Consider the following 25,433-nt stretch of genomic DNA (forward strand, 5'->3'; position numbering starts at 1 on the left):
GATACCAGTAAATTGCGGAGTTATTTCCAGCCCATTGCCTTTTGAGCAACGGGGGTTTTCAGTGGCGGAAACCAAGACAAGAGCCGTAATCCTAAGTTACGACCCAGCGCCATCGGCCAATATTGGTTTGAAAAGCCACGGACTAAAAATTCGATATTTCGGATAGTGCTGTTTCTGTCGTGCTCGCGGGCATTAAGGTACGCATGGGTCACAGCGGCGGAGCCGATATCGTCACCCTGCGCGAGCGCCGTTTGGATCACCTCGAGCAAGCTCACCACATCCCGCAGCCCTAGGTTAAATCCTTGCCCCGCAATCGGATGCAGTGTCTGCGCCGCATTGCCGATAAACACACATCTGTGATGAATTGGCCTTGGCATATAAGACAAATTAAGCGGATACGCATGGCGCGCGCTGACATCGATAAACGTGCCCGCACGATAACCAAAGGCCTGTTGCAGCGCCGCTAAAAACTCGGCCTTAGGCGCGTCTTGCATCTGTTTAGCCCGCGCATCATCGAGCGCCCACACGAGAGATAAGCGAGGTTGACCTTGAATATCGGCCATAGGCAATAACGCTAAGGGACCCGTTTGAGTAAAGCGCTCATAGGCCCAATGTTTGTGAGGCCTATTGGTTGGCAAATCGGCAGTTTGAATATTGGCAATAATGGCCGTTTGCTCAAAGGCCACCTGGGTCACGGGCAAATTAAAACTGCTGCGCACTTTGGATTGCAAACCATCGGCTGCGACCACAAGTTTGGCTTGAATTCGCTCGCCCGTATCGAGCACTAAGGTGTGACCTTCAACGGCGGGTTCTACTTGGGCAAGCTTGGCGGGGCAATAGAGTTTGACACTACTCTTATTCAACTCGTTAAACAGCACTTGGCCAACCCGTTCAAGCTCAACCACTTGGCCTAGGGCATCTAAATGAAACTGCGCCGCATTGAGTTCTGTCATGCCAAAGTGGCCGCGATCCGACACATGGATATTTTCAATCGCCGTGCCCAAATGGGCGAGCTTTTGCCATAAACCTAAACGGGATAATTCGAAAATAGAACCGTGGGCGATAGCAATAGAGCGAGCATCGAATCCGGGATGTTGCTTATCGGGAAGGTGCGCTTCGATTAAGGCAATAGAAAGTGGCCGAGCTGCGGATAAAGAAAGACGCGCGAGAGCTAACGCTAGGGTCGCCCCCGCCATCGCACCGCCTACAATCGCGATGTCGACGTGTTGAACTGAAGTATCCATGTGATTTGTGGCCGTCATGGGGATCTCATTCAAGCTTTGGCATAACACTAAGGCATGTAAACATAAAAGATGTAAACATCAATGCTATGCACTCAAAAACACCAGTGCTATGGACTCAAAGGCAGGTTTGCCCACCTTTGACATCTAACGAAGCCACTACTGTGTTAACTTATTGAACATTAAACAACTGCGGTAAATTAATGCACAACCGCAGTATCGTCAGCCTCGCCATGGGGAAGCTCAGGACCAAACTCCGAGTAACACATGATGGCTGCAATACGTACAAACTCGAGTAATTCAGTGTAAGCGGCTTCGGATTCTTCATCGTCAGCAACATCAAATTCCACTTGGGCAATTTCCGCCAAGTCTTTGATCACTTCACGTACTTCTGCCGAAGCTTGATTCAGTTTCGGCTGAATAATCGCCATGCCAGTCAAAAAACTCTGGGTCCACAGGGACAAGGCTTCAACACGTTGGCTGAGCGGCTCTTCTTCTTCGGGCAACAGCGGCATGAAACCAAATTCAAAATCCACTAAACGCGTCACTGAATCGTTAAACAAATCACACACTAATTGGTGCAACTGCGCTGGCAAAGGTTGACCATCGTTCATCAGGTCGAATAAAGGCTTGATCCAAGTGTCGCCAGTTTGCTCTACACCACCGCAGATTAAACCGACTAAAGCACCGTGAACTTCTACCGGATGCTGGCCGATTTCAGCCGCATCTAAGGCGAGTTTTAAGCTGTCGATACGTAACGAAGGAGGGGTTGCCATATCAGATCCCAATAAGATTTTTCCAGCAGCAATGCTAGCAGAGATAAAGACTTGAACCAATACTGAATCCCAATAATGGCGAAATCGGCCACGCCCTGATAAAAAACTATCCAACTGCTCACACAAACAGCAAACAAAACCGTCAAAGACCAATCCATTTGCGGCTTACCTTGCACTTTTAAGATCAGCCCTATATAGTCCGCCCTAAGAGGCTAACGAAAGGATCACCCGCGACATGAGTAACAGTGCTGTTGAAATTACCCTACTTGGGCGCACCTACTCTATCGCTTGCCCGAAAGGTCAAGAGGATGCCTTACGTACGGTAGCGTTGGGAGTTGAACAACAACTCAGTGCGTTAAAAACCCGAACCAATAGCCTAAGCCGTGAAGAAATTGCGATCATGGCGGCGCTGAATATTGGACACGAGTTGTTCCAAGAAAAGCAAAAAAATAAGCACTACATGCAACAGATGGACGACAGGATCAGCTTGCTGCAGTCGACCCTCGAAAGTGCCTTAGTTGAGCGTTCAACTAAATAGATTTAAACTGTGCACCTTAGTGATTTAACACTCATTGAGTTAAACCAACTGACGCACAGTGAATGGCTAAACTGGCTTATTTAAATAAACCAATGCTTTAGCGATTCAATACCGTTTTGCTCCCTGGGATGCATGCCAACTGGTAATGTCCCTGTGCCGATAATTTTTATCTCAGGGTGAATGCTTTACTGACATTGTGCATGCTCGGCTTGTACCGAGAAGCCTTAGGAGGTAATCATTTACCCGCCTTGAACCTACGGTTCAAGGGCTACACCGGTAGCGGCATTCTGGGGAGCATCTTAATTCTATGTCTACATCTTCCAAACTTTCTCATTTGAATACCCAAAGCGACACAGCGCACCTTGCCGTAAAAGTCGCTGATGCCGTAGATGTCGCAAACTATGCGGCAAATATCGCACTCCATACAAAAGAAAGCCGCAATCTGTTACGCAAAGCCATTCGCACCGCCCGTAAATCTCTCTCCGAAATAGAACAAACCCAAGCAAGTTTAAACGCCTGCCAGCGAATGCTCGATGCATTGCAGGCCAACAAAGCGCAACATGTGGCATTATATCTCACCCATGATGGCGAACTCGCCACGCCACCGCTGATCGCTGCGCTGTGGCAAATGGGCATAAACACCTATCTGCCTAGGTTACATCCCTTCAATGCCGGACAATTATTATTCCTGCATTACACCGCAGACACCCCCATGCAACCCAATCAATTCGGCATCTTAGAACCTAAATTAGATGTGCGCGCCATTATCCCAGTGACAGAGTTAGATGTTGTTATCACACCATTAGTGGCTTTTGATTTAATGGGAAATCGTATGGGCATGGGCGGCGGCTATTACGATAGGACGCTGGCAAACTGGCAGCTTAAAGGTAAACCTTTGCCTATGGGTTACGCCCACGACTGTCAGCAAGTGACGAGTTTACCCTGCGAGTATTGGGATGTGCCTTTGCCATTTATCATCACTCCAAGTCGGGTACTGACATTTTGAAAAAGAAGGATCTAGAAACTAGAATCTAGAGCCATGCCGTGGCGTTCTAGAGCCTTCTCTACCTTAAATGCCGGCCACCATCGACATTATGGCAACGACCGGTGACGTAGCGGCTATTCAGCAGATATTCCACTAAGTCGATAATTTCCTCATTCCCCGCCTCTTTCGGCAACAGCGCTTTGGCTAAGGTTTTTTGCTGATAGGCAGCATCATCACCCACATTAAATAGGATCATCGCTGGCGCAATCGAATTCACTTTGACCTCGGGCGCAAACTTGGCGGCAAAGGATAGCGTCATATTGTGCAGCGCAGCTTTACTGGCGGCATAGGCAATATGCTTCTGACTGCCCTTCTCTGCCACATAGTCAGTAATATGAATCACATCACTGCCGCCGATTTCATCGCCAGCACCCGCACGTAGCTGCGCCTCTAAGGCCAAGTTCAACTGATAGGGTACGCTCACATGCACTTGCATCATGCGCTGCAGCACTTGGCTCGGCGCAAAAGTGGTACTCTTTAAAGACTCATTCTTTGTAAGCACAGGATCAGGCAGCCAGTCCGAGGCATTGTGAATAATGGTGCGAACTTGAGGCTGTTGAGTTAACTCATCAATTAAGGATTGCACTTGGGCATCGTCATAAAAATCGCAGGGATACAGAGTCGCACCTAAGGCGTTCAGCTCATCAATGCTAGCGTAATGGCTGCGATAAGTACCAATCACGCGCTGACCTTGGGCGAGAAAATGTTTGGCTAAGGCGTAACCTATGCGTTTACCCACGCCTGTAATTATGATGGGAGATGTCATACCTATCCTTTTGAGTCGTTATTTGTCAGGCTTTACCTTGTTCACTTAAAAATCAGCAATCAAGTTAAACTGATTAATAACCAAGATGTTACTGCACTCATTTGAATTTAACCTAACAAAAAGCCAAATGAGGGGCTGATCAGTTCTACAATCGCTTCGATCTAAAACCCTTTCTTCTGCGTATAGGGTAGAAGAAAACCAAGCTTGAGTACTCACTTCAAGTATTGTGATCAAGTCATCAGAGGTAATACCGATGGAACTGCGGATTTTTTACGATGGGAATTGTCCATTATGTAGCGCCGAAATGCGTCAACTGAAAGCGCGCGATCCGAAGAACTTGATTGCGCTTGAGGATTTAAATGCGCCAGACTTTAGTGAGCGCTTCAGCCATATCAATAAAGACTACGCCAATACGATTCTCCATGGCGAAACCGCAACGGGCGAAGTGTTACTCGGGTTAGATGTCACTTGTAAAGCGTGGGCACTGACAGGGACGCGCGCCTGGATCCAACTGTTACGCCTGCCCGTGATTAAAACTGTGGCCGATTGGTGCTATCTCAGATTCGCAAAACACAGATACCGCATCTCCTATTTACTGACGGGCAAAGCCCGCTGCGATGATAACTGAGCGCCGCTGATCGACTGAATTCGCTTGGTAAAATGTAAAACCCAGGCATAAAAAAACGGAGCTCATGGCTCCGTTTTTAATTCGGCATAATCTAAAAAGATTATCCGAAATATTATTTAACGAAATCAACGCCTAGTTTGATATCGCCTTTCAGCGTATCTAACATAGAATCACGAGCGTTAGCTTCGAATGCACTCACTTCACCGTAAGGCAGTACTTTTTCAATACCGTTTTTGCCTAACAGCACAGGTTGTGCGAAGAATTCAGCATGCTCGCTGCCGCCGTCAACATAGGCGCATTCAACTATGTTAGCTTCGCCTTGCAGACCACGAACCAGAGACAGACCGAAACGGCAAGCCGCTTGACCCATAGACAGAGTCGCGCTACCGCCACCGGCTTTAGCTTCAACCACTTCTGTACCCGCGTTTTGGATGCGAGTCGTCAAACTTGCCACTTCTTCGTCAGTGAAAGTCGCGCCTTCAACTTGAGACAGTAATGGCAGAATGGTCACGCCGCTGTGGCCGCCGATCACATTCACTTTAACGTCAGCAACGTTCAGGCCTTTTAATTCGGCGATGAAGGTTTCAGAGCGGATCACGTCTAATGTCGTGATACCGAACAGACGGTTCTTATCATAAACACCCGCTTTTTTCATCACTTCTGCAGCGATAGCCACAGTCGTGTTAACTGGGTTAGTGATAATGCCAACCAAAGCCGTAGGGCAAGTTGCCGCTACTTTTTCGATCAGGTTGCGAACGATACCGGCATTGATATTGAACAGATCTGAACGATCCATACCAGGCTTACGTGCAACACCAGCAGAAATTAGAACAACGTCAGCACCCACTAGGGCAGGCGTTGGATCTTCACCAGCAAAACCTTTGATTTCAACAGCAGTTGGAATGTGGCTCAAGTCAACCGCAACACCCGGAGTTACCGGTGCGATATCATATAGAGACAATTGTGAACCCGCAGGCAATTGAGTTTTTAACAGTAGGGCAAGAGCCTGGCCGATACCACCAGCAGCACCAAGTACAGCAACTTTCATAGTTATCTCCGTTATTTCTCGGATATGTGTGACATGGATCTAATTTGCGTTGGCGTCACATTACTGGAATGTCACAACAATTTCAATTATCCCTTAGTCGTGGGACAAAAGAATTCCGGAATAACGTAGAAGCAATGTAGAACAATTACTCAAATTGGGATTTTTACGCCCCCAGCAAACACTTAGCCACTGGGACTTAGTGAATTTTTATTCAACCAATCTGGTTATTTGTTGACAATTTTTCTAAAAATATTCAAAATGGGCCTGTTTTTTTGAATAACGAATAATAATATTATGCAAACGACCAAGAATCAGGATGACCTTGTTAGAATTTTTAAGTCGATTTTAAAAGAAGAGCGCTTTGGCTCTCAGAGTGAAATCGTCACCGCCTTGCAAGCTGAAGGCTTTGGTAATATTAACCAATCAAAAGTGTCACGCATGCTCAGCAAGTTCGGCGCAGTGCGGACTCGCAACGCTAAGCAAGAGATGGTGTATTGCTTACCAGCCGAATTAGGCGTACCCACCGCGGGTAGCCCACTGAAGAATTTGGTACTCGACGTCGATCACAATCAAGCTATGATCGTCGTGCGAACTAGCCCAGGTGCCGCGCAGCTGATTGCCCGTTTATTGGATTCTATTGGTAAACCAGAAGGCATTTTGGGTACGATTGCCGGTGATGACACTATCTTTATTTGCCCATCGAGCATCCAAGATATCGCCGATACCTTAGAAACCATCAAATCTTTATTCAATTACGCAGAATAAAAAAACAGGTCAGTGAGCTGACCTGTTCTATTTTATCTGTACATTTTGAAGTGCAATATAGCGCTGGTTATTTGGCCATTGTCCCGATTACGTTACACATTCCAGCACAATATCTAACTCACAATATCTAACTCAACTATAACGATATCAGTAAGCCACACTGATGCGCTGGTTTGGGTGAGCGCCCTTTTCGGCTTCATCTACCATGGCTTTTGCGTAATCAGTTACAGAGATACGGCTTTGACCATTAGCATCGGTAAAGAAACTGTCGCCACCAAGACGGTACGGGCTTTCACTCTCACCGGGATAAATCTCAGCCGCTGGGCTCACAAAGGTCCAATTGATTGCCGTTTGCGCCGCACGGAATACCTTCAAGGCTTCACCCTGAGCTAACGCCTCATCTTTATATACTGCGGGGAAGTCTGGGCTAGAGACCAGCGTCACACCCGGCGCCACTTCTAAACTCCCAGCACCACCGACCCACAATAAACGTGGCACGTTAGCGTTAGGCAGCACATCCAGTAAATGCTGAACCGTACTCGCCACTAGACCATGATTTTGTTGGGCGCGGCCACCAACGGCGGCAATCACGACATCTACGCCAGCAAAGGTATCGGCGACCAATGGCTGCTCTAAATCCACGGCACGTACTACTACGTCAGCCACGGATAACTTGCTTGGGTCACGCACTAACGCTATCACTTTATGTCCACGACTCTGTGCTTCTTTTAAAATTGCACCACCGATCCAACCCGTTGCACCTAAAATTGCGATTTTCATTTCATTGTCTCACTCAGATGATTTACATTGGATCCAGTTTACTTGCAGTTTTTCACCTAATAAACATCAATAATTGAGCATGATTGTTTCAATATAGGATACTAATGTGGATAAAATTGCCGCTATACGCAGTTTCGTCGAAGTCGCAAACTGTGGCAGCTTTACCAAAGCTGCCGAACATTTAGACCTCAGCCGCCTGCAGGTTTCCCGTCATATTCAAGAAGTGGAGCAGTGGTTGAGTTTACGCTTATTACACCGCACCACGCGCAGCGCCAGCTTGACTTTGCAGGGTGAGGAAGCGCTACAATTTTGCCAGCGGATCTTAAGTGAAGTTGCTGCCATGGAGAGTCGTGCCCACAGCCATAACAGTGAACTGGTAGGCAGTATTCGTATCGCTACGCCTATTGGCCTTGGGCAGCACAGTCTGTTTGATGTCGTTGATCGCTTTATTAAAATTCATCCTAAGGTCAACATTCAACTGGTGATGTCGGACAGTTTTGCGCAATTGGTAGATGAGCGAGTCGACGTGGCGCTACGTTATACCGAGCAACCCGATGAGAATCTCATAGCTCGGCGTTTGATGACCATAGATGCAGTACTTTGCGCGGCGCCGAGCTATCTTGATAGCGCAACGCCACTCCTCGAACCCATTGATCTACTGGCCCACAACTGCCTCATACACTCAGCGCAACAAAACTGGCCTTTTCTAAAAGAACTGCAAGCCGAGCACGTCAAAGTTACAGGGAATCTTAGGGCTAACGATATGGGAGTGTTGGTCAGTGCGGCGCTACGTGGACATGGCATAGTGCGTTTACCCTGTGACTTGGCTAACCAATACCTTGCCAGTGGTCAGCTCAAAGAAGTCTTACCCGAATTTACGACACCAGGCCAAACCCTGTGGGCGGTATATTTGTCCCGCAGTTATCAGCAAAATCTAGTGCGCGCCTTTATCGATTTCACCGCCCTGCAATGGCAGCTCGATATCAAAAAATGGGTTCCCGCGCATTAGCATAAAAAAACGCACTTAGGCGTTAGCTTAAGTGCGTCTCGATTGATGCTAATTCGGCTTGATTATAGAAAGCTTATTCGTCGAACTGCAGCATAAAATCCAGTGCGGGGGCAAAGAAAGATGAACCTGTCATCGCCTTAGTAAAATGCATCAAGTGATCATGATTGCCTGCGCCATCACCAAACATCATGCTATGCAGCATCTTTTCAAAATGTTCTGGCGTGCGGCAGTTAGAGATAAACATTAATCCCTGCTCCTTCAGCGAACCATAGGGCATACTCTGACGCAGGATCTCCATTGATTTACCATCGGCATCTTTAAGATTAACGCGCTTGATATGGCTGGTCAGTGGCTTATCTTCAGATTCATACTCGATATTATCTTGCTTAGTACGGCCGATAATATCCTCTTGTTTTTTAACTGGTAATCTATGCCACTTACTCAAGTTATGGGCATATTTTTGCACATGGATATAGCTGCCACCCTTAAACTCAGGATCCTCATCACCCACAAGTGCCACTTCCTGGCGGTGACGCCCCTTAGGGTTTTCGGTACCATCGACAAAACCAGTCAAATCACGGCTATCCATAAATCTAAAGCCACGCTCTTCTTCAACTAACTCCACTAAATCTTCAAACATTTGGCTGATTTCATTAGCCACTAAATGCAGAATATCGTAACGATCACTGCGAATATGCACGAATAAATCATATTCAATTGCAGGTGCTTCACGACTGCCCACTTGCATCGCAGGGAAAGGTTTAAGCAGTTCTGGGCGAGCAGTAGGATAGAGGCTATCCCAATAATTAGCACCAATACCAACAAAACCATTGAATGCACTGTCGGAATATTGATCTGTCAGCTCATAAATATACTGCGCAACGTTGGCAAGACAGGGACGTAATTGCGACTCGACATTGTCATTGGCATTAAACATCAAATAGACACTGTGTAAGTTCCCCTCTGCACACACACCCAACTGTTCACGCGGCATATTTTGAATATCCATTTGGTTATCACCCTTTTTCTAAATTCATTTTCGGCAATATTATCCGCAACTTTACCTAAAAATGACATTAACTAACGCACAGTTTGCTCTGATCTGTTTATGATAATGCCAATAGCGGAGCATTATCCCACCCCAGACCCTTAAACATAAAAATTGACGAGACCATTAAAGTCTCGCCAATCAGTTAAATCGAATCAATGACGTCAGGTTCACTCAGTATTGAGCTTACCTTAGCATTTATCTTAGTGTTAATAGCCTGCGGCGTGACCATCCTTGCGACTCTCAGAGGCCGCACGATATACGCCGGTTTCGGCATTAAATCCAATGGCTTGATAGCCACCAAACTCCCCAAGTCCATCACGCAGCACATGGCCTTTCTTAATCAACTCACGACGGGTTTCTACCGGAAAACCTGATTCCAGACTGACGTAGCCGCCATCCTTCATCACTTCGCCTGTGGGCTCGGTTGACCCCATATGCAAAATTCTGGGGGCATCGCCCGCTTCTTGCAAGTTCATTTTAAAATCAATCAGATTCATTACAATCTGCGCGTGCATTTGTGGTTGAGTCGCGCCGCCCATCACCCCAAAGCTCAGCCAAGGTTTACCGTCTTTGGTCACAAAAGCCGGAATAATGGTATGGAATGGACGCTTACCCGGTGCGTAGGTATTAAAACGCCCTTCCGTTAAATCAAACATTTGCCCACGGTCTTGCAGCACAAAGCCGAGATCCGGCGGTGTCATCCCTGACCCCATACCACGGTAATTACTCTGAATGAGTGACACCATGTTGCCATCTTTGTCGGCGGTAGTCAGGTACACAGTATCGCCATGTTGCAACGCTGGATTACCCGCATCGACACTCTTGGCGGCTTTTGTAGGGTCAATCAACTTAGCGCGATCATAGTTATATTTCTGTGAGATAAGCTCGGTAACGGGCACTTTATTAAAGGCCATGTCGGCATAAAACTTAGCTCTGTCAGCAAAGGCGAGTTTCTTTGCTTCGACAAATAAATGGACATATTCAGGACTATTAAAGCCCATGGCAGCCACATTAAAGGGCTCCATCGTTTTTAAGATTTGTAGCGCCGCAATGCCTTGACCATTAGGTGGCAGTTCCCACACATCGTAACCACGGTAGTTCACCGAAACGGGATCTATCCAGTCGCTAGTATGGCTCGCTAAGTCATCATAACTCAAATAACCACCTTGGGATTTCATGTACTTATCGATACTTTTGGCAATATCACCTTTATAGAAAGCATCGCGACCGCCCTTGGCAATTTTCTCATAAGTGTTAGCAAGCGCGGGATTTTTAAAGATTTCCCCTACGGCAGGCATCTTACCATTAGGCATATAGGTTTCTTTAAAACCGGGGAATTTAGCCAGTTTTTTACCACTGCCATCAAGGTAATAGGCAATCAACTCTGACACAGGGAAACCATCACGGGCATAATGAATTGCAGGCGCAAGGTTATCGGCCATAGCTAATTTACCAAACTTATTATGCAGCTCGTACCAACCGTCCACAGTGCCCGGTACAGAAACAGGCAAAGGTCCAAGCGGCGGTAAATAGTCTAATCCGAGGGATTTAAGCTTTTCTAAACTTAAGGATTTGGGACTGCGCCCCGATGCATTAAGACCATAGAGGCGTTTATCTTTTGCGCTCCAGACAATAGCAAATAAGTCCCCACCGACACCCGACCCCGTTGGCTCGACTAATCCTAACATAGCGTTAGCGGCAATCGCTGCATCGACCGCACTGCCGCCCTGCTTGAGTATATCAATAGCGACTTGCGTGGCTAAAGGCTGACTGGTCGCCGCCATCCCTTGGGTTGCATACACTTCTGATCGCGTTGCGAAGGCTTTACCTGTGATCCTATCCATGGCCATCACTCCTGAAGACGATATTGCCGTTGCTACAATAACGAGGGTGCAAATTGAATTTATTGTTTTTATCATAATTCCTCCAAAACCAGAGGATAAAAGTAGCAAGGATGGTCGAAAATATCACCAACCAATACCGCATAGACCCAAGTTAAACGTAAGCAAAAATGTCGTACTTTAGTTGGCTATGTCATATCAGCATTGAATAAATACTCATCGCTTAGATTGGGTCCCCACAGTTTGAATATGCTGAAGATTCAAACAACACGAGCGAATGCGGCTCAGTCGTTACCCCAACTTTTTGGCCGATAGTGAGCTGCATCATTTGGCTACGCACCTCCACATAATAAGCATGGGAAGCGGCCTCAATTTTGACCCAATAATGACAAAAGGCGCCTAAGAAACGTCGCTCAGTGATAGTACCAACGCCCTGTTCATCGGCGCTGAGCGTCAATTGCTGTGGTCGCAAGAATACTGTTCCGCTGAACTCGCTCGGCAAATTTAATGGCGTGAGGCTGGTTAAATGACCTATGGGAGTGACAACACTGTGCCCATCAAACACTGCTGCAGGTAAGTAATTACCGCTACCTAAAAAGTCCGCCACATAGCGGCTGTTTGGGGCGGCATATAAAGCTTCGGCACTACCATGCTGTACTATGATGCCTTGATTAAAGATGGCTAAAGTATCTGCAAATACAAAGGCTTCATCCTTGCTATGAGTAACAAACACCGCGCTGACATTACGCTGTTTTAAGATGCTGCGAATTTCCGCCATCATCTCGTAGCGCACTTGGGCATCAATATTGGAAAAAGGCTCATCGAGCAGCAATAACTGCGGCTCATAGGCAAGTGCCCGCGCAATCGAAACTCGCTGCTGCTGACCGCCAGATAATTCATGGGGATAACGCTGTGCCAACCCTTCAAGTTTGATCAAGGCTAGCATTTCATCCAAACGTGCCTGACGTTCTGCGCCCGACAATCTAGCCACCCCAAAGAGGATATTTTCCGCCACAGTCAAATGAGGGAAAAGCGCATAGTCTTGAAAAATCATGCCGATGCCGCGCTGCTCGCTAGGTACAAACTGGCTATTGCCACTCACTATGCGGCCATTAATCTGGATTTCACCTTGGCTTATGGCCTGTAATCCAGCAACCGCACGTAATAAGGTCGTCTTGCCACAACCGCTTGGGCCTAACAACGCCAGGATTTCCCCTTGGGCGAGCGTTAAACTCAAACCATTAAGTACTTGCTGGCCCTGATAATCGCTATAAATTTGCTTAAGCTTGAGCGTACTTGTCATCAGCTGTGATGCTCCAATGAACGGTTTAAATAAATAAGCGGCACTAAACCCACCAGTACAATCACAATAGCAGCTAATGCGCCGTGCTCGAGTTTTTCATCGGACGCAAACTGGAATACATAAGTTGCAAGATTCTCAAAGCCGATAGGCCGCAGCAATAACGCAGCGGGCAGTTCCTTCATGCTTTCGATAAACACCAATAAAGCGCCCGCAAATAATCCCTTAGCAAGTAAAGGCAAATGCACCCGCCGCAAAAGTTGCCGAGGAGTTTGCCCCATGGTCAGACTCACCATGTCTAGCGATGGCGAGATGCGTTTATAACTGCTTTCAACACTGCCAATCGCAATTGCCACGAAACGCACACAAAAAGCAAAAATCAATGCCATCACACTGCCTGTAAGGATAAGACCAGGACCTGCTATGCCGACAAGATCCGCCAGATCGTTAATCGCAAAATCTAACATAGTTAAAGGCACTAATACCCCAATAGCCAGCACAGTGCCTGGTAAGGCGTAGCCCGTCGAAGCTAACCGTGAGGGCAAAGCATCACTCTGTCTTGGGCTTATCCGGCGAACGAACATAAGCAGTAAGGCGATTAAGCAACAGAGTAAACTGGTGATCAGCGCAAGACTGAGGCTGTTAAGACTCAATTGCCAAAAACTCTTATCCCAGCTTTGTTCAAAGTAACCAATCGCATAGGATAATAAAATCCCGAAAGGTAACAGAAAGGCTAATAGCAATAGCATGCCGCAAAAGCTGAGTGCGACCAAGGTTTGAGTCATCGAGAGTCGATACAAGTCAGTGGCTTGTATACGTGATTGTTTTTGGAATAACTGCTGTTTACGACGGGCAAAACGCTCAAATCCAATCAGACTAAATACCACCAGCAAGATAATCGCCGATAACTTAGCGGCGGCGGTCAAATTGCCATAACCCAACCAAGTGTCATACACGGCTGTCGTTAAGGTGGGCACGGCAAAATAGTTAACCGTTGCAAAATCAGCGGCCGTCTCCATCGCCACTAAAGCCACCCCAACGGCGAGCGCAGGCCTTGCCATAGGCAAAGATAAACGCCAAAAACTTTGCCACGGTGAACAGCCCATAATGCGCGAAGCATGCGCCAAACTTAAGGATTGCTCCATAAAAGCGGTACGCGCCAAGAGATAAATATAGGGAAACAATACCAGCGACAACATACACGCCGCGCCGCCTAAGGTACGAATATCGGGGAAGAAATAATCCTGCGGTGAGTCCCAGCCAAATATCGAACGAAGACCGCGCTGCACTGGCCCCGCATAATCGAGTAAATCGGTATAGACGTAGGCGACAATATACGCAGGCATAGCGAGGGGCAATAATAGCGCCCATTGCAAATATCGCCTGCCGACAAATTCACAACGAGCCATCAACCAAGCGCAGGGTAAAGCGAGTAATAACGCCCCCAGACTCACCCAGAAAATCAGCAATAAACTGTTAATGATATATGTCGGCAGAACCGTTGCCATCAAGTGCCCAAACACGGCTTCGTCAGGCTGAAAAGCTTGAAATATCAACGCAAATAGTGGCAATACCAGCAAGGCAGCCACGGCATAACCAGCAAGCGACCAGCTTCTGGCTAATCCTAAAATCATGTCAATCCTTAAAACATCACAGCGCCAATCACTGGCGCTGATAACCTAAATCTGCATTTTGTCGCTAGCACTGGAGCTAGAGATCAAACTGCACTTCATCTAATAGCTTAACCGCCGCTTGGTGATATTCTGCCAACTTAAAAATGGGCAATTGATCTGACTTAAACTTACCCCATGAAGCCACTAAAGATGAAGGTGCCACATCGGCTTTCACTGGATATTCCATATTCACATCGGCATAGGCCTTCTGAGCCACATCGGCGGATAAGAACTCCATCAATTTGATCGCATTGGCTTTATTAGGCGCATGGCGAGTGAGTACCATACCAGACACATTCACATGGGCACCGCGGTCAGCTTGGTTCGGGAAGTTGAGCGTCACAGCTTCGGCAATCGCCTTTTGCTCAGGATCCTGCAACATATTGCCGTAATAGTAGCTATTACCAATGGCGATCTCACACACACCTTCTTTTACTGCGGCAATTTGCCCCCTGTCGTTCCCCTGAGGTTTACGGGCTAAATTAGTTTTCACGCCTTGTAACCAAGTTTTTGCCTCAGCTTCACCGTGATGAGCAATCATAGATGCTACTAACGCTATGTTGTATGGATGTTTACCACTGCGAGTACAAATCTTTCCTTTATATTTGGGATCGGCTAATTCTTCATAGGTCAATTGCTGCTGGCCTAAACGATCCTTGGCTGTATAGAGATTTCGCACCCGCATAGTCAGGGCATACCACTGGCCGTCGGGATCGCGATACTGCGCAGGAATATTACTCTCTAGCAGGGGATTTTTGACTGGAGAGGTTAGATCTTTATCCACTAATTCAACTAAACGTGAAAAATCAGACGTCAGCACAAGATCCGCTGGGGATAAACGGCCTTCACGGACGAGACGCTCGGCAATACCGTCTTTAGCAAATACCAAATTCACACCTATGCCAGTTTCTTCGGTGAAACGCGTCAGGATAGGCTCCACCAAGAAAGCTTGACGATAAGAATAAACGGTTAATTTATCATCTGCATTCGCTGAATGCCCAACCGACATTAACCCAAAAACAGCCGCGCAAGTTACCCATTTCATTACCGAATTCTCCCCAAAGTGATGACGTGTTCAGCAAAATTTGAACACTAACGCATTAATGATAATGCTTATCAGTTTCGCAAGAGTAATAGATACGGAACTTGAGAGCAAGCAGCTAATTAACTTTATGTTTTTAATAGTATTAATCTGAAAATTTGAGATTATCTCAAATCAAACTAAACTGAACCTTAATTTGATTAAAATGCTTTCAGGAGGCGTTATGTTAACTGTTTTGCTGCTAGGCGTAGCCGCAATTGCGCTATTTGGCTTATTCAAACTCAATACTAGTCCCAAAAGACATAAACACTCTTCTCAAGCTGCAGATCCCAGTATTAATAAAACTCACAGTTTTCACAGTGTGAGCATAGTGAATAACGGCAGTTGCTGTGAGCAGATTGAAGCGCTTTCTGGAAAACGATTTTTATCAAAAGATGCGCCCGAAATTCCGATGGAAGAATGCACTATGGCAAACTGCCAATGCCGCTATCAACACCATGAAGACAGGCGCCAACTAGGCAATGATCGCAGAGTAGAGTATGGGGTTACTCGTGAGTTATTCGGCGCTTTTGGTGAACAAAATCGCCGTGATAGGCCAAAAGGAAGACGCGCAACCGACGGTTGAGCATCCTCTGCGGATTATTGGGGACGAGTTTGAATAAATGCAGGTAAATCACGCATTTCACTGAACCAAAGTGCTGTCGCAGGTGCAACCTTACGCCAATCTAGCTCTGGATGTCTAAAATCCACATAATCGAGTAAGCAAATCAAGGCTAATTGCGGTGCTTGAATCGTGGTTTGGGTGATCACAGTTTGAAGCTCAATCTGCATAAGGCCGCGCAGCAGTGCTTGTTCAAAACGTGCAGTCCAAAATACTGACCTCACGCCTTCTTCTTCACGCATTTGCTCTTGGCGTAATTTCACCGCGCTATCGATTAAGCCTTTAACTAAAGAATACTGACACTCCAGCACCCAGTTATTATTTGAGATCCCAAACATCTTACGATCGCCAAGCTCTGCATCTAGGTAACGCATAATCACTTCACTATCGAATAGTGCTACACCATCGTTGGTAATAAGACACGGGATCTGTCCTAACGGGTTAGCATCGAGTAATTCTGCGCTGTTTTCAAAGGGATTAACTAACTGCTCTTCAATATTGTTAATCCCTAGATACTGGATTAAGGCTCTTACACAACGGGCATAGGGCGAAGCTTGAGAACTTAACAACTTCATCAAAAATTTCCTTTTGTTTGCATTAAACGCTATGGCTTTTTAGGGGCAAGAACGGCAACAAGTTTACTCTCGCCTTCTATGTAAAATTGAGATTACCAGTATTTTTCAACGGTAATTTGCCCAGGAGCACGGCGTAAATTCTTCACTAACCCTTTATCGAGTAAAGCGGCTTGCGCACCATTAATCATACCCGGATTGCCGCAGATCATAACTTGAGAGTCAGCTGCGTTTAAGGTTAATCCTGCCTTTTTTTCGATTTCACCCGAGACTATTCCCTCGGGAATGCGGCACTGCAAAGCATCGGCAAAGGGTTTACGGGTCACACTCAAGACTAATGAAAATTGTTCAGGGTATTTGCGTTCTAAATTACGCAGCTTATCAAGATATGCCAAATCCTGTGCCTCGCGCACGCCATACACAAGCACGACTTTTTCAAAACGCTCCCAAGGTTCATCGGTGTCGAGCATAGACAAAAATGGCCCTACCGCTGTTCCTGTGGCTAAAAACCACAAATGCTTCCCTTGGAGTTCACCCTTAGGAATTTCAGCTAAGGTCATAAAACCGGTCGCGGTTGAGGTAATTTCAATTTCATCGCCTATTGCAAGGTTGTGTAATTGAGGCGATAACAGGCCATCCTCTACCGCAACGGCGAGCACCTCGGCATAGGGTTTATCGGGAGAATTAACTAAGGAGTAGGCTCTAGCCACACGCTTATCATCTTGCATTTGACTTAACTTGATAAACTGACCAGGAATAAATGGAGCTAACTCGGCAGCAATGCGCAATGAGAATAACTTATCACTCCAATCAATACGTTCTATCACTTGTCCCCTAATCCACATAACTTGCCCTCAAGCGAAACGTTAAATAGGCTTCCAGCATAGACTTTTTTCTGCACAACAAAAACCCCTTATATAAGGGGCTTATGACTATAACGCTGAATATAGAACTGAAAATACTGAGGTATTAACTCGGACTCGATGCTGTCTCATCAGTCTTCTTGTTAAAGCTATCTCTAAAGGCTTGCAGCCCCTCTTGCACTAAGCTGTAGGTTTTATCGACACCATCGGCAATATCACCCTGCAATACTTTAAGGCCGGACAGAATATCTTTAGCCTCTTTAAAGCCATTGTCGATGGCACCGCCAATAATCCCCATAAAGCTATCGAGTTGATCACTTAGACTCATACCCGAATTTTGTTGTTGGTGAATGCTAAAAAACTGCGTCGCAAAACTCACGATACGATCTGCTGTCGCTTCTGGAGAAGTATCTACGCCATTATCGTAAGCCGTCTGAATCGCGTTCTCGCCCATAGTGGGCGCTAATTCTTTATTAATCGACTCTATCGCTGCGCGATAAAGCAAGGCCATAGACTGATCGCCTGACTTGATATTCACATCTTGCTGTGCCGATAAAATCGCTTGATTCATCAGCTGCTTACTCGTTTGCTGCGCGGTTTGCTTCGAGGTTACTTCTGTGGCTTTCGCGTCCTTCGAATCACTCACTTCGGTGCCCTTAGACGCCGCGTTTTCAGCATATTTTTTCTGTGGCAAAGGAGTACTTTGCACTTGAGGGGGTTTATTGATTTCCATGATGACTATCCATTCAATTCGGGTCGACTTAATTATCGACCAAAATTTAACCAGCTTTAGTAATTTTTAGAATTGAAGTACCATCTGACCACAAGGCCATGATAAGGCCCACATAAATTAAGTGGGTTCATTCTTTAATAAGGTGCATAAAGCGCCAACCCACCGCAATGCAGATCATTACTATCGCTGAGCTTAGACATAAGCCAATAGAAAAGGATGTTACACCATGGCAGCAGGCCGCAGTTTGAGTCATTTCCGCTTTCACGGGTTTACACTAATCCTTAAGCACTATTTTAAGCATAATCTGGGTATCAATATAAAACGCTTTAGCCTGCTAACAAGCCTCGTCATATTCACTTGCCTCGGCTTTACTCCCATTAGCCAAGCTCATGCGGAGAGCAGACTAATTATTTTAGTCAGACATGCCGAAAAAGCCGACACGCCAGCCAATAACCCGCAGTTATCACCCAAGGGAGAAATGCGCGCAACATCACTGATCACTGCCTTGAGCCGCACGCCGCTTTCGCAACTTATTGCGACTCAATACCTAAGAACCCAGCAAACACTCGCGCCCATCGCCGAGGCTCGCCATTTACCTGTGACGATAGTAGAAGCAGCCAAACCTATCGAAGGACATATCCAACACATTGTTGAACAAGTGCATGCTGTAAAGGGCAATACACTCATCGTTGGGCATTCAAACACTGTCCCACTGATCATTAAAGCCCTTGGCGGACCAGAGATCCAAGCGATCAGCGAAGATGATTATAGCCAGCTGTTTATACTCTCTCTTAATGATGACCAACCTGCGAGCTTGATCGCCACCCGTTACGGACAAGAATAAGGATAAATAACATGAGTGAACTCAATTGGTTTATGTGGGGACTCGATCTATTTTCAGGGTTGTTTTTAATTGTAATAGGACTCGCAGTACTCGCGGTTATTTACATGTATATCGCAGATAAAATGCAGACCAAACAAGCCGTAAGACATAACTATCCTGTAATTGGTCGCTTTCGGTATCTGTTCGAGAAACAAGGCGAGTTCTTTAGACAATACTTTTTTGCCCAAGACAGAGAAGAATTGCCCTTCAACCGTGCTGAACGCAGTTGGGTGTACCGCGCGGCTAAAAATGTTGATAGAACTATCGCCTTTGGTTCGACTCGCCCCTTAGATAACGCCGGTACTATTATGTTTATGAATACCGCCTTCCCAACCCAAGATGAAGAGATCACACCCATTCATCCACTGACAATTGGCACCAATTGCCGCCAACCCTATACGACTCAAGCCATTTGTCATATTTCAGCCATGAGCTTTGGCGCGCTATCACGCCCAGCAATTACCGCCCTTTCCCACGGTGCGGCGCAGGCGGGTTGCTGGCTTAACACAGGTGAAGGCGGCTTGAGCCCTTATCATCTAAAAGGTGGCTGCGATATCGTCTTTCAAATTGGAACGGCCAAATACGGTGTACGTAATGAGCAAGGACATTTAGACGATGAAAAGCTCAAGTCGATAGCCATTCATCCCGAAGTCAAAATGTTCGAAATTAAAATGAGTCAAGGAGCTAAACCGGGCAAAGGTGGCATTTTACCAGGGATCAAAGTCACGGCTGAAATTGCCCATATTCGCGGTATTCCTCAGGGTTATGACTCTATTAGCCCTAATGGTCATATTGAATTCAAATCCGTGAATGATATTTTGGATATGGTTGAGCGAGTACGTGAAGTTACCGGTAAACCAACGGGCATTAAGGCCGTACTCGGTGACGTGCAGTGGCTCGAAGATTTATGTGATGAAATTGAACGTCGTGGCGAAGACTCTGCCCCCGACTTCTTTACCTTAGACAGTGCCGATGGCGGCACAGGCGCTGCACCACAACCTTTAATGGATTATGTCGGATTACCACTGAAGGAAAGCTTACCTATCATAGTTAATGTCTTGATCCAACGAGGCTTGCGTAAACGCATCAAAGTCATCGCTTCGGGTAAACTTATTGTGCCATCAAGAGTCGCTTGGGCTTTGGCATTAGGTGCCGACTTCATCGCATCGGCCCGTGGCAATATGTTCGCCCTCGGTTGTATTCAAGCCTTACAGTGCAATAGAGATACCTGCCCAACGGGCATCACAACGCACAATCCCAAACTACAACAAGGACTCGATCCTAGGGATAAATCGGCTCGTGTTGCTAACTATAATCATAATTTACACCATGACTTAGCCTTAATTGCGCACTCTTGCGGAGTGACAGAACCAAGACAACTCAAACCTTCACATGTCCGAATTGTGCTCGATAGCGGTTTATCCATTTCACTCGATAAATACTATGCACATATGGATAAGTAGCCGCGAACCCTCGCGGTTAATGGCGAATACAACTTTCGTCTATATAGGGTTTACATAAGGTATATTTGAATGCGTATCACAAAAGAGGTAAGATCCGTGACGTGAGACATTATTCAAGTGTCTTACCCACAATTGAACTTAAGGAAACACTTTGAAATCTAGCTTCGTAAGCCAACTGCCCGCCAGTAAAACTGTAAGCACTAGCTGTAAGAGCTGTAATCGCCTGACCGAGATCGAAGGTGAACTAGTGTGTTTTCGCGAAGGGCAGATCATTCGACTCACTTTGATAGATGAGTCAGTACCTAAATTGAATCTTTTATGTGAAGGTTGGAAAGCGGGGAAGCTGAACGGCGTAGCTTAATTCAGCCATATTTTATCTCTGGAGTCTCTCTAGATCATCAAGAATAGAGGCTCACCTCTATTCTCGGACGTTCTCACCTAAACTGTACTAAAGCACTAGCGAACACACCTAACGCATACCCATAAAGTCACTTGTCGGCGCGTTCATATCGCGGATCACACCCGCCAGCACCATTTCTGGATTGACTTTAGCCAAGGTAAGTCGCCGAGTAGTAACCAACAGGCCCGCATTCAATTCAGCATGAATGCGTTGCAATGAATCATAATCAACACCACGTTTTTTCAATGTCGCCATGATGGCATACCAATCAGTGGCGACTTTTTCTTCTTTGCCTTCAATATTAGCACTCAGTGTAATATTTTCCATGCCAGATCTCTTCCGATTGATGTGTTGGCATTGAGTATAGAGAGCCGAAGCTGAATAAAGACTGAACTGTATTACGCTATTAACTGCTCAGATGAGTATGTTGTTGCTCATTTTGTATCCGCCATAATTTGGCATAGAGACCATTTGCCAACAGCAAAGTCTGATGATTACCTTGCTCAACTATTTCTCCTTGGCTTAATACCACAATTTGATCGGCATCGACTATGGTCGATAACCTATGAGCCACCACTAGGCTAGTGTGCCCCTTAGCGACTTCCCGCAGTGCCGACAAAATAGCTTGCTCGGAGCGACTATCGAGTGAAGATGTCGCCTCATCAAACACCAGCACTGGCGAGCCCTTCAAAATGGCCCTTGCTATCGCGACCCGCTGTTTTTCTCCGCCAGATAGCTTTAAGCCGCGTTCACCCACCTTTGTGTCCCAACCAAGGGCAAGTGATGCAATAAATTGCTCTAAGTGCGCTAATTTAATAGCGTTACGCACCTCTTCATCCGTCGCGCTTGGGCGACCATAACGTATATTTTCGACTAATGAATCGTTAAACAGCACAGTATCCTGCGGCACTATGGCAATGGCACGCCGCAGCGCATCTTGGGTGAGATGGCGGATATCTTGACCATCGATTTTAATCGCACCTTGGTCCACATCGTAAAATCGAAATAGCAGTTTAATCAGGGTCGATTTACCTGCGCCACTATCACCTACAACAGCCACCTTTTTACCGGCTTCAACCTTAAAGCTCACGTCCCGCAGAATTTGCCGCTCATCGTAGCTGAAATTAACATTTTCAAATATCAACTCACCCTTAGTGGGTTGAAAATCGAGTGCTTGGGGTAAGTCGACTATCATAGGATGTTTATCAAGTAGGCTAAACATGCGCTCAATATTGGCTAACGCGCCGCGAATTTCGCGATACACAAAACCTAAGAAGTTAAGGGGTAAAAAGAGCTGCATCATAAACGCATTAATCAACACAAAATCACCTAAGGTCATATCGCCATAGGTAACTCGGTAAGCCGCCAGCGCCATCATAGCAGTCATAGCCAAAGCGATAATCACAGCTTGTCCACCATTGAGCGCAAACAAAGATAAACGATTCTTACGCTTAGCTATCTCCCACTGTTCAAGCGCTTGGTCATAGCGCTGCGACTCATACTTTTCATTATTAAAATACTTTACCGTTTCATAGTTCAGCAAGCTGTCGATGGCGCGGGTATTCGATAACGAGTCAGCCTTGGCCGCATCACGTACATACTCAGTACGCCATTCGGTCGCGACCACAGAAAAAATAATATAAGCCAACACAGCAATAAAGGTGATTGCCGCAAACGCAATGCCGTAGTTATAAAAGAAAATGCCAATCACCATGACAATTTCGAGCAAGGTCGGCACTATGTTGAACACCATAAAACGCATGAGGAAACTCACGCCGCTGGTGCCGCGTTCAATATCGCGGGATAGGCCGCCGGTTTTGCGCTCTAGATGAAAGTCGAGATCCAGTCGGTGTAAATGGTCGAATACCGCTAAGCCTAAACGGCGGATCGCCCGCTCAGTCACCCGACCAAACAAGGTATCGCGGATCTCCCCCGTAATCGCCGTCAGTAAACGAATCGCACCATAGGCCAACACTAATCCTACGGGCACACTGAGGGCTTGCGCGGTTTTATCGGCATCTAAGGTGTCGACCAAATGCTTCAGAATAAAAGGTAGAGCCACGCTGGTCAGCTTAGCGATGATGAGGCATGACATCGCCAACGCAATACGGCCTTTGTATTCCAATAAGTAAGGCCAAAGCAGCTTCATGACGTGCCAGTTTAATTTATCGACTGGACCTTCAAAATATAACGTTGGGCGCATAGGACATAACCTTGAATGAGTTATGCCAATTGTAACAGTTCACACCGGACATAAGCTAAGCGAAACTAGCAAAGTCTGAATAAAATCAATCAGATTTTCCTGACAGACAAATAGACTTATTCACGACATACTCAGCTGCTATTTTGATTGCATTTAAAGCCAAAACATCATACTTACGCATTACACTGGCGTATTCACAATAAATGAATTTATACTGATTTGTGTTCAGGCATGTACCGTTTTACTTAACCTCAGAGCCGTATGTAAGAGGATAAGAGTGCAATGGAAGAAGGCTTGGCACAAAGTTGCTGCTGTTGATTATTTTTGCCGTTTTGCCCAAAATGCCATGGAGGCGGTTATACAAATCAATAGAATTTGTTAACCTCTACGCGCTAGATTTTGCGATTCATACGCCCAAGTTCTAGCGAGAACATTAAGACAAACAAATTAAATTAAGATCAAAGGAAGCTTTATGTTGGATTCCGCTAAAGTTCAATACCCGCCATTACCACTGATCCAAACTTGGGTGTGGATGATGATCGAATCAGGCAATCCAGAGATACAAGATAAAGGTAGAAACAACCTTATTGCCGCCTTTGGTAGCTTAGCCAAAGCAAATGAATACATTGTTGAAATAAGCAATAAATAGATAAAACAAAGGCGCCGGGATAGTGCCTTTGTTTTTACTTAACCCGCAATCGTTAACGCCTGACTCAGGTATAGTTGCGGTTTATGTTCGCTTGAGCAGATAATTAAACCTGACGGCGTTCGATAATGCTTTGATTCAAAATGGCTAACAGACGCTCGGTATCATCCCAACCAATACACGCATCGGTAATACTCTGCCCATAGCATAACTCTTGACCTTCAATAAGATCTTGACGACCTTCCACTAAATGGCTTTCTACCATAACACCAAAAATAGCAGTATTTCCCGCCGCCACTTGACCAGCGACATCTTCAGCAACCACTAACTGACGTTGATACTCTTTACTACTATTCGCATGGCTAAAGTCGATCATGATGTTGTCGGCAAGCTTTGCTTTTAACAATTGCTGGCTAATCTCAGTGACATGCGGCGCGCTATAATTGGGCTCGCGGCCACCCCGTAAAATAATGTGGCAATCAGGATTGCCCTTAGTCGAAACGATCGCCGAATGGCCCAACTTAGTCACAGATAAAAAATGGTGTGGTGCATTGGCAGCACCTATCGCATCAATAGCAACTTTAATCGTGCCATCTGTACCATTTTTAAAGCCGACCGGACAAGAAAGACCCGAGGCTAACTCTCTGTGTACTTGAGATTCTGTCGTACGGGCGCCAATGGCTCCCCAGCACATTAAATCAGCCATATATTGTGGGGTGATCATGTCAAGAAACTCACCCGCGGTTGGCATACCGCTGTCGTTCAAATCCACTAATAATTTACGGGCGGTGCGTAAACCATCATTGAGTTTAAAGCTGTTATCCATGTAAGGATCGTTAATCAGCCCCTTCCAACCCACTGTGGTTCTTGGTTTTTCAAAATACACTCGCATCACAATTTCGAGTTGATCTTTATAACGTTCACGCAGTGAGACCAAACGCTGTCCATATTCCAACGCAGCTTTGGGATCGTGGATAGAACAAGGGCCAATCACCACTAAGAGACGATCATCAGACTTAGCCAGAATATTATGGATACTATTACGCGCATTAAACACAGTCGCAGAGGCTTTTTCGGAAGCAGGAAATCGTTCAAGAATCGCGATAGGTGGAAGTAACTCTTTTACTTCTTTAATGCGAACGTCATCATTTTGGTAATACATAATTTTACTGCTCCAACGCTGGTGTTTTAGGCTATTTCTATCGCTGCGATAAGGGATCTCAACTGCAATACTGGGTTCAATTTATCGAGTCTCAGGCGCCAATGCAACCAAGTTGTCTCCATTTCAAAAAATCAAATATAACTTATTGTTTTAATATATTTTAAAAAAATAAAAATTCAAATATGCCAGCTAACTCACAGCCTTGATGAACAAAATCGAATATGGCGGATAAAAAGGAATAAACATATTTGCTGCAAGTGTATTTAGGTGCCCTATGTTAGCAAGCAAAGATGTTTACCCGTAATAAGCATAATTGATGACCAGCTCTCCATAGAAAAAAGCGG

At 46.0% G+C, this 25,433-nt stretch carries 26 protein-coding genes and 1 other RNA gene; 11 read left to right on the plus strand and 16 right to left on the minus strand.

Going from position 1 to position 25,433, the window contains the following annotated elements; translation table 11 throughout:
• Nucleotides 1-20: 20 nt before the first annotated feature.
• Complete coding sequence (gene ubiH / locus L5M40_RS04735) at nt 21-1,262, minus strand: 2-octaprenyl-6-methoxyphenyl hydroxylase (protein WP_263256304.1); 1,242 nt, start codon at nt 1,260-1,262, stop codon at nt 21-23.
• 179 nt (nt 1,263-1,441) lie between these two features.
• A complete protein-coding gene (locus tag L5M40_RS04740; protein ID WP_105252998.1) occupies nt 1,442-2,017 on the minus strand; it encodes a UPF0149 family protein in 576 nt (191 codons plus the stop codon).
• Between the two features lie 235 nt (nt 2,018-2,252).
• On the opposite strand from L5M40_RS04740, the gene L5M40_RS04745 reads away from it, so the two are divergent.
• The 3 genes from L5M40_RS04745 to L5M40_RS04755 all read left to right on the plus strand — a co-directional run bounded on the left by L5M40_RS04745 (nt 2,253) and on the right by L5M40_RS04755 (nt 3,561).
• Nucleotides 2,253-2,555, plus strand: coding sequence for a cell division protein ZapA (locus tag L5M40_RS04745; protein ID WP_105250206.1), 303 nt, complete (start codon nt 2,253-2,255; stop codon nt 2,553-2,555).
• A 117-nt stretch (nt 2,556-2,672) separates the two neighbouring features.
• Nucleotides 2,673-2,853: non-coding RNA, 6S RNA (gene ssrS, locus L5M40_RS04750), on the plus strand.
• Nucleotides 2,854-2,862: 9 nt separating this feature from the next.
• Nucleotides 2,863-3,561, plus strand: coding sequence for a 5-formyltetrahydrofolate cyclo-ligase (locus tag L5M40_RS04755; protein ID WP_263256306.1), 699 nt, complete (start codon nt 2,863-2,865; stop codon nt 3,559-3,561).
• A gap of 58 nt (nt 3,562-3,619) precedes the next feature.
• On the opposite strand, the gene folM is transcribed toward L5M40_RS04755, so the two are convergent.
• Nucleotides 3,620-4,366 (minus strand): dihydromonapterin reductase, encoded by a 747-nt coding sequence (gene folM / locus L5M40_RS04760; protein WP_263200118.1) that lies wholly within the window; start codon nt 4,364-4,366, stop codon nt 3,620-3,622.
• Nucleotides 4,367-4,619: 253 nt separating this feature from the next.
• Between folM and L5M40_RS04765 the strand changes: the two genes are divergently transcribed.
• Nucleotides 4,620-4,994, plus strand: coding sequence for a thiol-disulfide oxidoreductase DCC family protein (locus L5M40_RS04765; protein WP_263256307.1), 375 nt, complete (start codon nt 4,620-4,622; stop codon nt 4,992-4,994).
• Nucleotides 4,995-5,106: 112 nt separating this feature from the next.
• Here L5M40_RS04765 and mdh read toward each other — a convergent pair whose 3' ends face one another.
• Nucleotides 5,107-6,042 (minus strand): malate dehydrogenase, encoded by a 936-nt coding sequence (gene mdh / locus L5M40_RS04770; RefSeq protein WP_105250210.1) that lies wholly within the window; start codon nt 6,040-6,042, stop codon nt 5,107-5,109.
• Nucleotides 6,043-6,336: 294 nt separating this feature from the next.
• Between mdh and argR the strand changes: the two genes are divergently transcribed.
• Nucleotides 6,337-6,807: a transcriptional regulator ArgR gene (argR, locus tag L5M40_RS04775; RefSeq protein WP_006080175.1), complete on the plus strand. Its 471-nt coding sequence runs from the start codon at nt 6,337-6,339 to the stop codon at nt 6,805-6,807.
• Between the two features lie 147 nt (nt 6,808-6,954).
• Here argR and L5M40_RS04780 read toward each other — a convergent pair whose 3' ends face one another.
• On the minus strand, nt 6,955-7,587 hold the full coding sequence (locus L5M40_RS04780) for an NAD(P)-dependent oxidoreductase (RefSeq protein ID WP_263256308.1): 633 nt from the start codon (nt 7,585-7,587) through the stop codon (nt 6,955-6,957).
• A 106-nt stretch (nt 7,588-7,693) separates the two neighbouring features.
• Between L5M40_RS04780 and L5M40_RS04785 the strand changes: the two genes are divergently transcribed.
• On the plus strand, nt 7,694-8,596 hold the full coding sequence (locus L5M40_RS04785) for a LysR family transcriptional regulator (RefSeq protein WP_113939097.1): 903 nt from the start codon (nt 7,694-7,696) through the stop codon (nt 8,594-8,596).
• 73 nt (nt 8,597-8,669) lie between these two features.
• On the opposite strand, the gene L5M40_RS04790 is transcribed toward L5M40_RS04785, so the two are convergent.
• The 5 genes from L5M40_RS04790 to L5M40_RS04810 form a co-directional block, all read right to left on the minus strand.
• The gene (locus tag L5M40_RS04790) at nt 8,670-9,605 is read right to left on the minus strand and encodes a Dyp-type peroxidase (protein WP_173496718.1); all 936 of its coding nucleotides are present in this window, start codon (nt 9,603-9,605) and stop codon (nt 8,670-8,672) included.
• 248 nt (nt 9,606-9,853) lie between these two features.
• Complete coding sequence (gene ggt, locus L5M40_RS04795) at nt 9,854-11,566, minus strand: gamma-glutamyltransferase (protein WP_263256309.1); 1,713 nt, start codon at nt 11,564-11,566, stop codon at nt 9,854-9,856.
• Nucleotides 11,567-11,711: 145 nt separating this feature from the next.
• Nucleotides 11,712-12,791: an ABC transporter ATP-binding protein gene (locus tag L5M40_RS04800; protein WP_263256311.1), complete on the minus strand. Its 1,080-nt coding sequence runs from the start codon at nt 12,789-12,791 to the stop codon at nt 11,712-11,714.
• On the minus strand, nt 12,791-14,422 hold the full coding sequence (locus tag L5M40_RS04805; RefSeq protein WP_173247444.1) for an ABC transporter permease: 1,632 nt from the start codon (nt 14,420-14,422) through the stop codon (nt 12,791-12,793). The genes L5M40_RS04800 and L5M40_RS04805 overlap by 1 nt, the downstream gene beginning before the upstream one ends.
• 76 nt (nt 14,423-14,498) lie before the next feature.
• Nucleotides 14,499-15,506, minus strand: coding sequence for a Fe(3+) ABC transporter substrate-binding protein (locus L5M40_RS04810; RefSeq protein WP_113939101.1), 1,008 nt, complete (start codon nt 15,504-15,506; stop codon nt 14,499-14,501).
• Nucleotides 15,507-15,726: 220 nt separating this feature from the next.
• On the opposite strand from L5M40_RS04810, the gene L5M40_RS04815 reads away from it, so the two are divergent.
• Complete coding sequence (locus L5M40_RS04815) at nt 15,727-16,128, plus strand: hypothetical protein (RefSeq protein ID WP_263181897.1); 402 nt, start codon at nt 15,727-15,729, stop codon at nt 16,126-16,128.
• A gap of 14 nt (nt 16,129-16,142) precedes the next feature.
• Here L5M40_RS04815 and L5M40_RS04820 read toward each other — a convergent pair whose 3' ends face one another.
• The 3 genes from L5M40_RS04820 to L5M40_RS04830 form a co-directional block, all read right to left on the minus strand.
• A complete protein-coding gene (locus L5M40_RS04820; protein WP_131525196.1) occupies nt 16,143-16,739 on the minus strand; it encodes a glutathione S-transferase N-terminal domain-containing protein in 597 nt (198 codons plus the stop codon).
• Nucleotides 16,740-16,831: 92 nt separating this feature from the next.
• Nucleotides 16,832-17,581, minus strand: a complete 750-nt coding sequence (locus tag L5M40_RS04825; protein ID WP_173247453.1) for a ferredoxin--NADP reductase — start codon at nt 17,579-17,581, stop codon at nt 16,832-16,834.
• A 124-nt stretch (nt 17,582-17,705) separates the two neighbouring features.
• Complete coding sequence (locus L5M40_RS04830) at nt 17,706-18,332, minus strand: DUF5610 domain-containing protein (protein ID WP_168824649.1); 627 nt, start codon at nt 18,330-18,332, stop codon at nt 17,706-17,708.
• A 226-nt stretch (nt 18,333-18,558) separates the two neighbouring features.
• Here L5M40_RS04830 and L5M40_RS04835 point away from each other — a divergent pair, with 226 nt between their 5' ends.
• The 3 genes from L5M40_RS04835 (at nt 18,559) to L5M40_RS04845 (ending at nt 21,039) form a co-directional block, all read left to right on the plus strand.
• Nucleotides 18,559-19,176: a SixA phosphatase family protein gene (locus L5M40_RS04835; RefSeq protein ID WP_263256312.1), complete on the plus strand. Its 618-nt coding sequence runs from the start codon at nt 18,559-18,561 to the stop codon at nt 19,174-19,176.
• Nucleotides 19,177-19,187: 11 nt separating this feature from the next.
• Entirely contained in the window at nt 19,188-20,678 is a 1,491-nt protein-coding gene (locus L5M40_RS04840; protein ID WP_263256313.1) for an FMN-binding glutamate synthase family protein, read from the plus strand.
• 151 nt (nt 20,679-20,829) lie between these two features.
• Nucleotides 20,830-21,039: a hypothetical protein gene (locus L5M40_RS04845; RefSeq protein ID WP_105250224.1), complete on the plus strand. Its 210-nt coding sequence runs from the start codon at nt 20,830-20,832 to the stop codon at nt 21,037-21,039.
• 108 nt (nt 21,040-21,147) lie between these two features.
• Here L5M40_RS04845 and L5M40_RS04850 read toward each other — a convergent pair whose 3' ends face one another.
• Nucleotides 21,148-21,405: a hypothetical protein gene (locus L5M40_RS04850; protein WP_263256314.1), complete on the minus strand. Its 258-nt coding sequence runs from the start codon at nt 21,403-21,405 to the stop codon at nt 21,148-21,150.
• A gap of 79 nt (nt 21,406-21,484) precedes the next feature.
• Nucleotides 21,485-23,281 (minus strand): ABCB family ABC transporter ATP-binding protein/permease, encoded by a 1,797-nt coding sequence (locus L5M40_RS04855; RefSeq protein ID WP_263178198.1) that lies wholly within the window; start codon nt 23,279-23,281, stop codon nt 21,485-21,487.
• A gap of 472 nt (nt 23,282-23,753) precedes the next feature.
• Here L5M40_RS04855 and L5M40_RS04860 point away from each other — a divergent pair, with 472 nt between their 5' ends.
• Nucleotides 23,754-23,930, plus strand: coding sequence for a hypothetical protein (locus tag L5M40_RS04860; RefSeq protein WP_105250227.1), 177 nt, complete (start codon nt 23,754-23,756; stop codon nt 23,928-23,930).
• Between the two features lie 103 nt (nt 23,931-24,033).
• Here L5M40_RS04860 and aroG read toward each other — a convergent pair whose 3' ends face one another.
• Complete coding sequence (gene aroG / locus L5M40_RS04865; RefSeq protein WP_131525191.1) at nt 24,034-25,089, minus strand: 3-deoxy-7-phosphoheptulonate synthase AroG; 1,056 nt, start codon at nt 25,087-25,089, stop codon at nt 24,034-24,036.
• Nucleotides 25,090-25,433: the final 344 nt, after the last annotated feature.

This window comes from Shewanella sp. SM68 (assembly GCF_025653925.1).
Classification (GTDB): domain Bacteria; phylum Pseudomonadota; class Gammaproteobacteria; order Enterobacterales; family Shewanellaceae; genus Shewanella; species Shewanella oncorhynchi.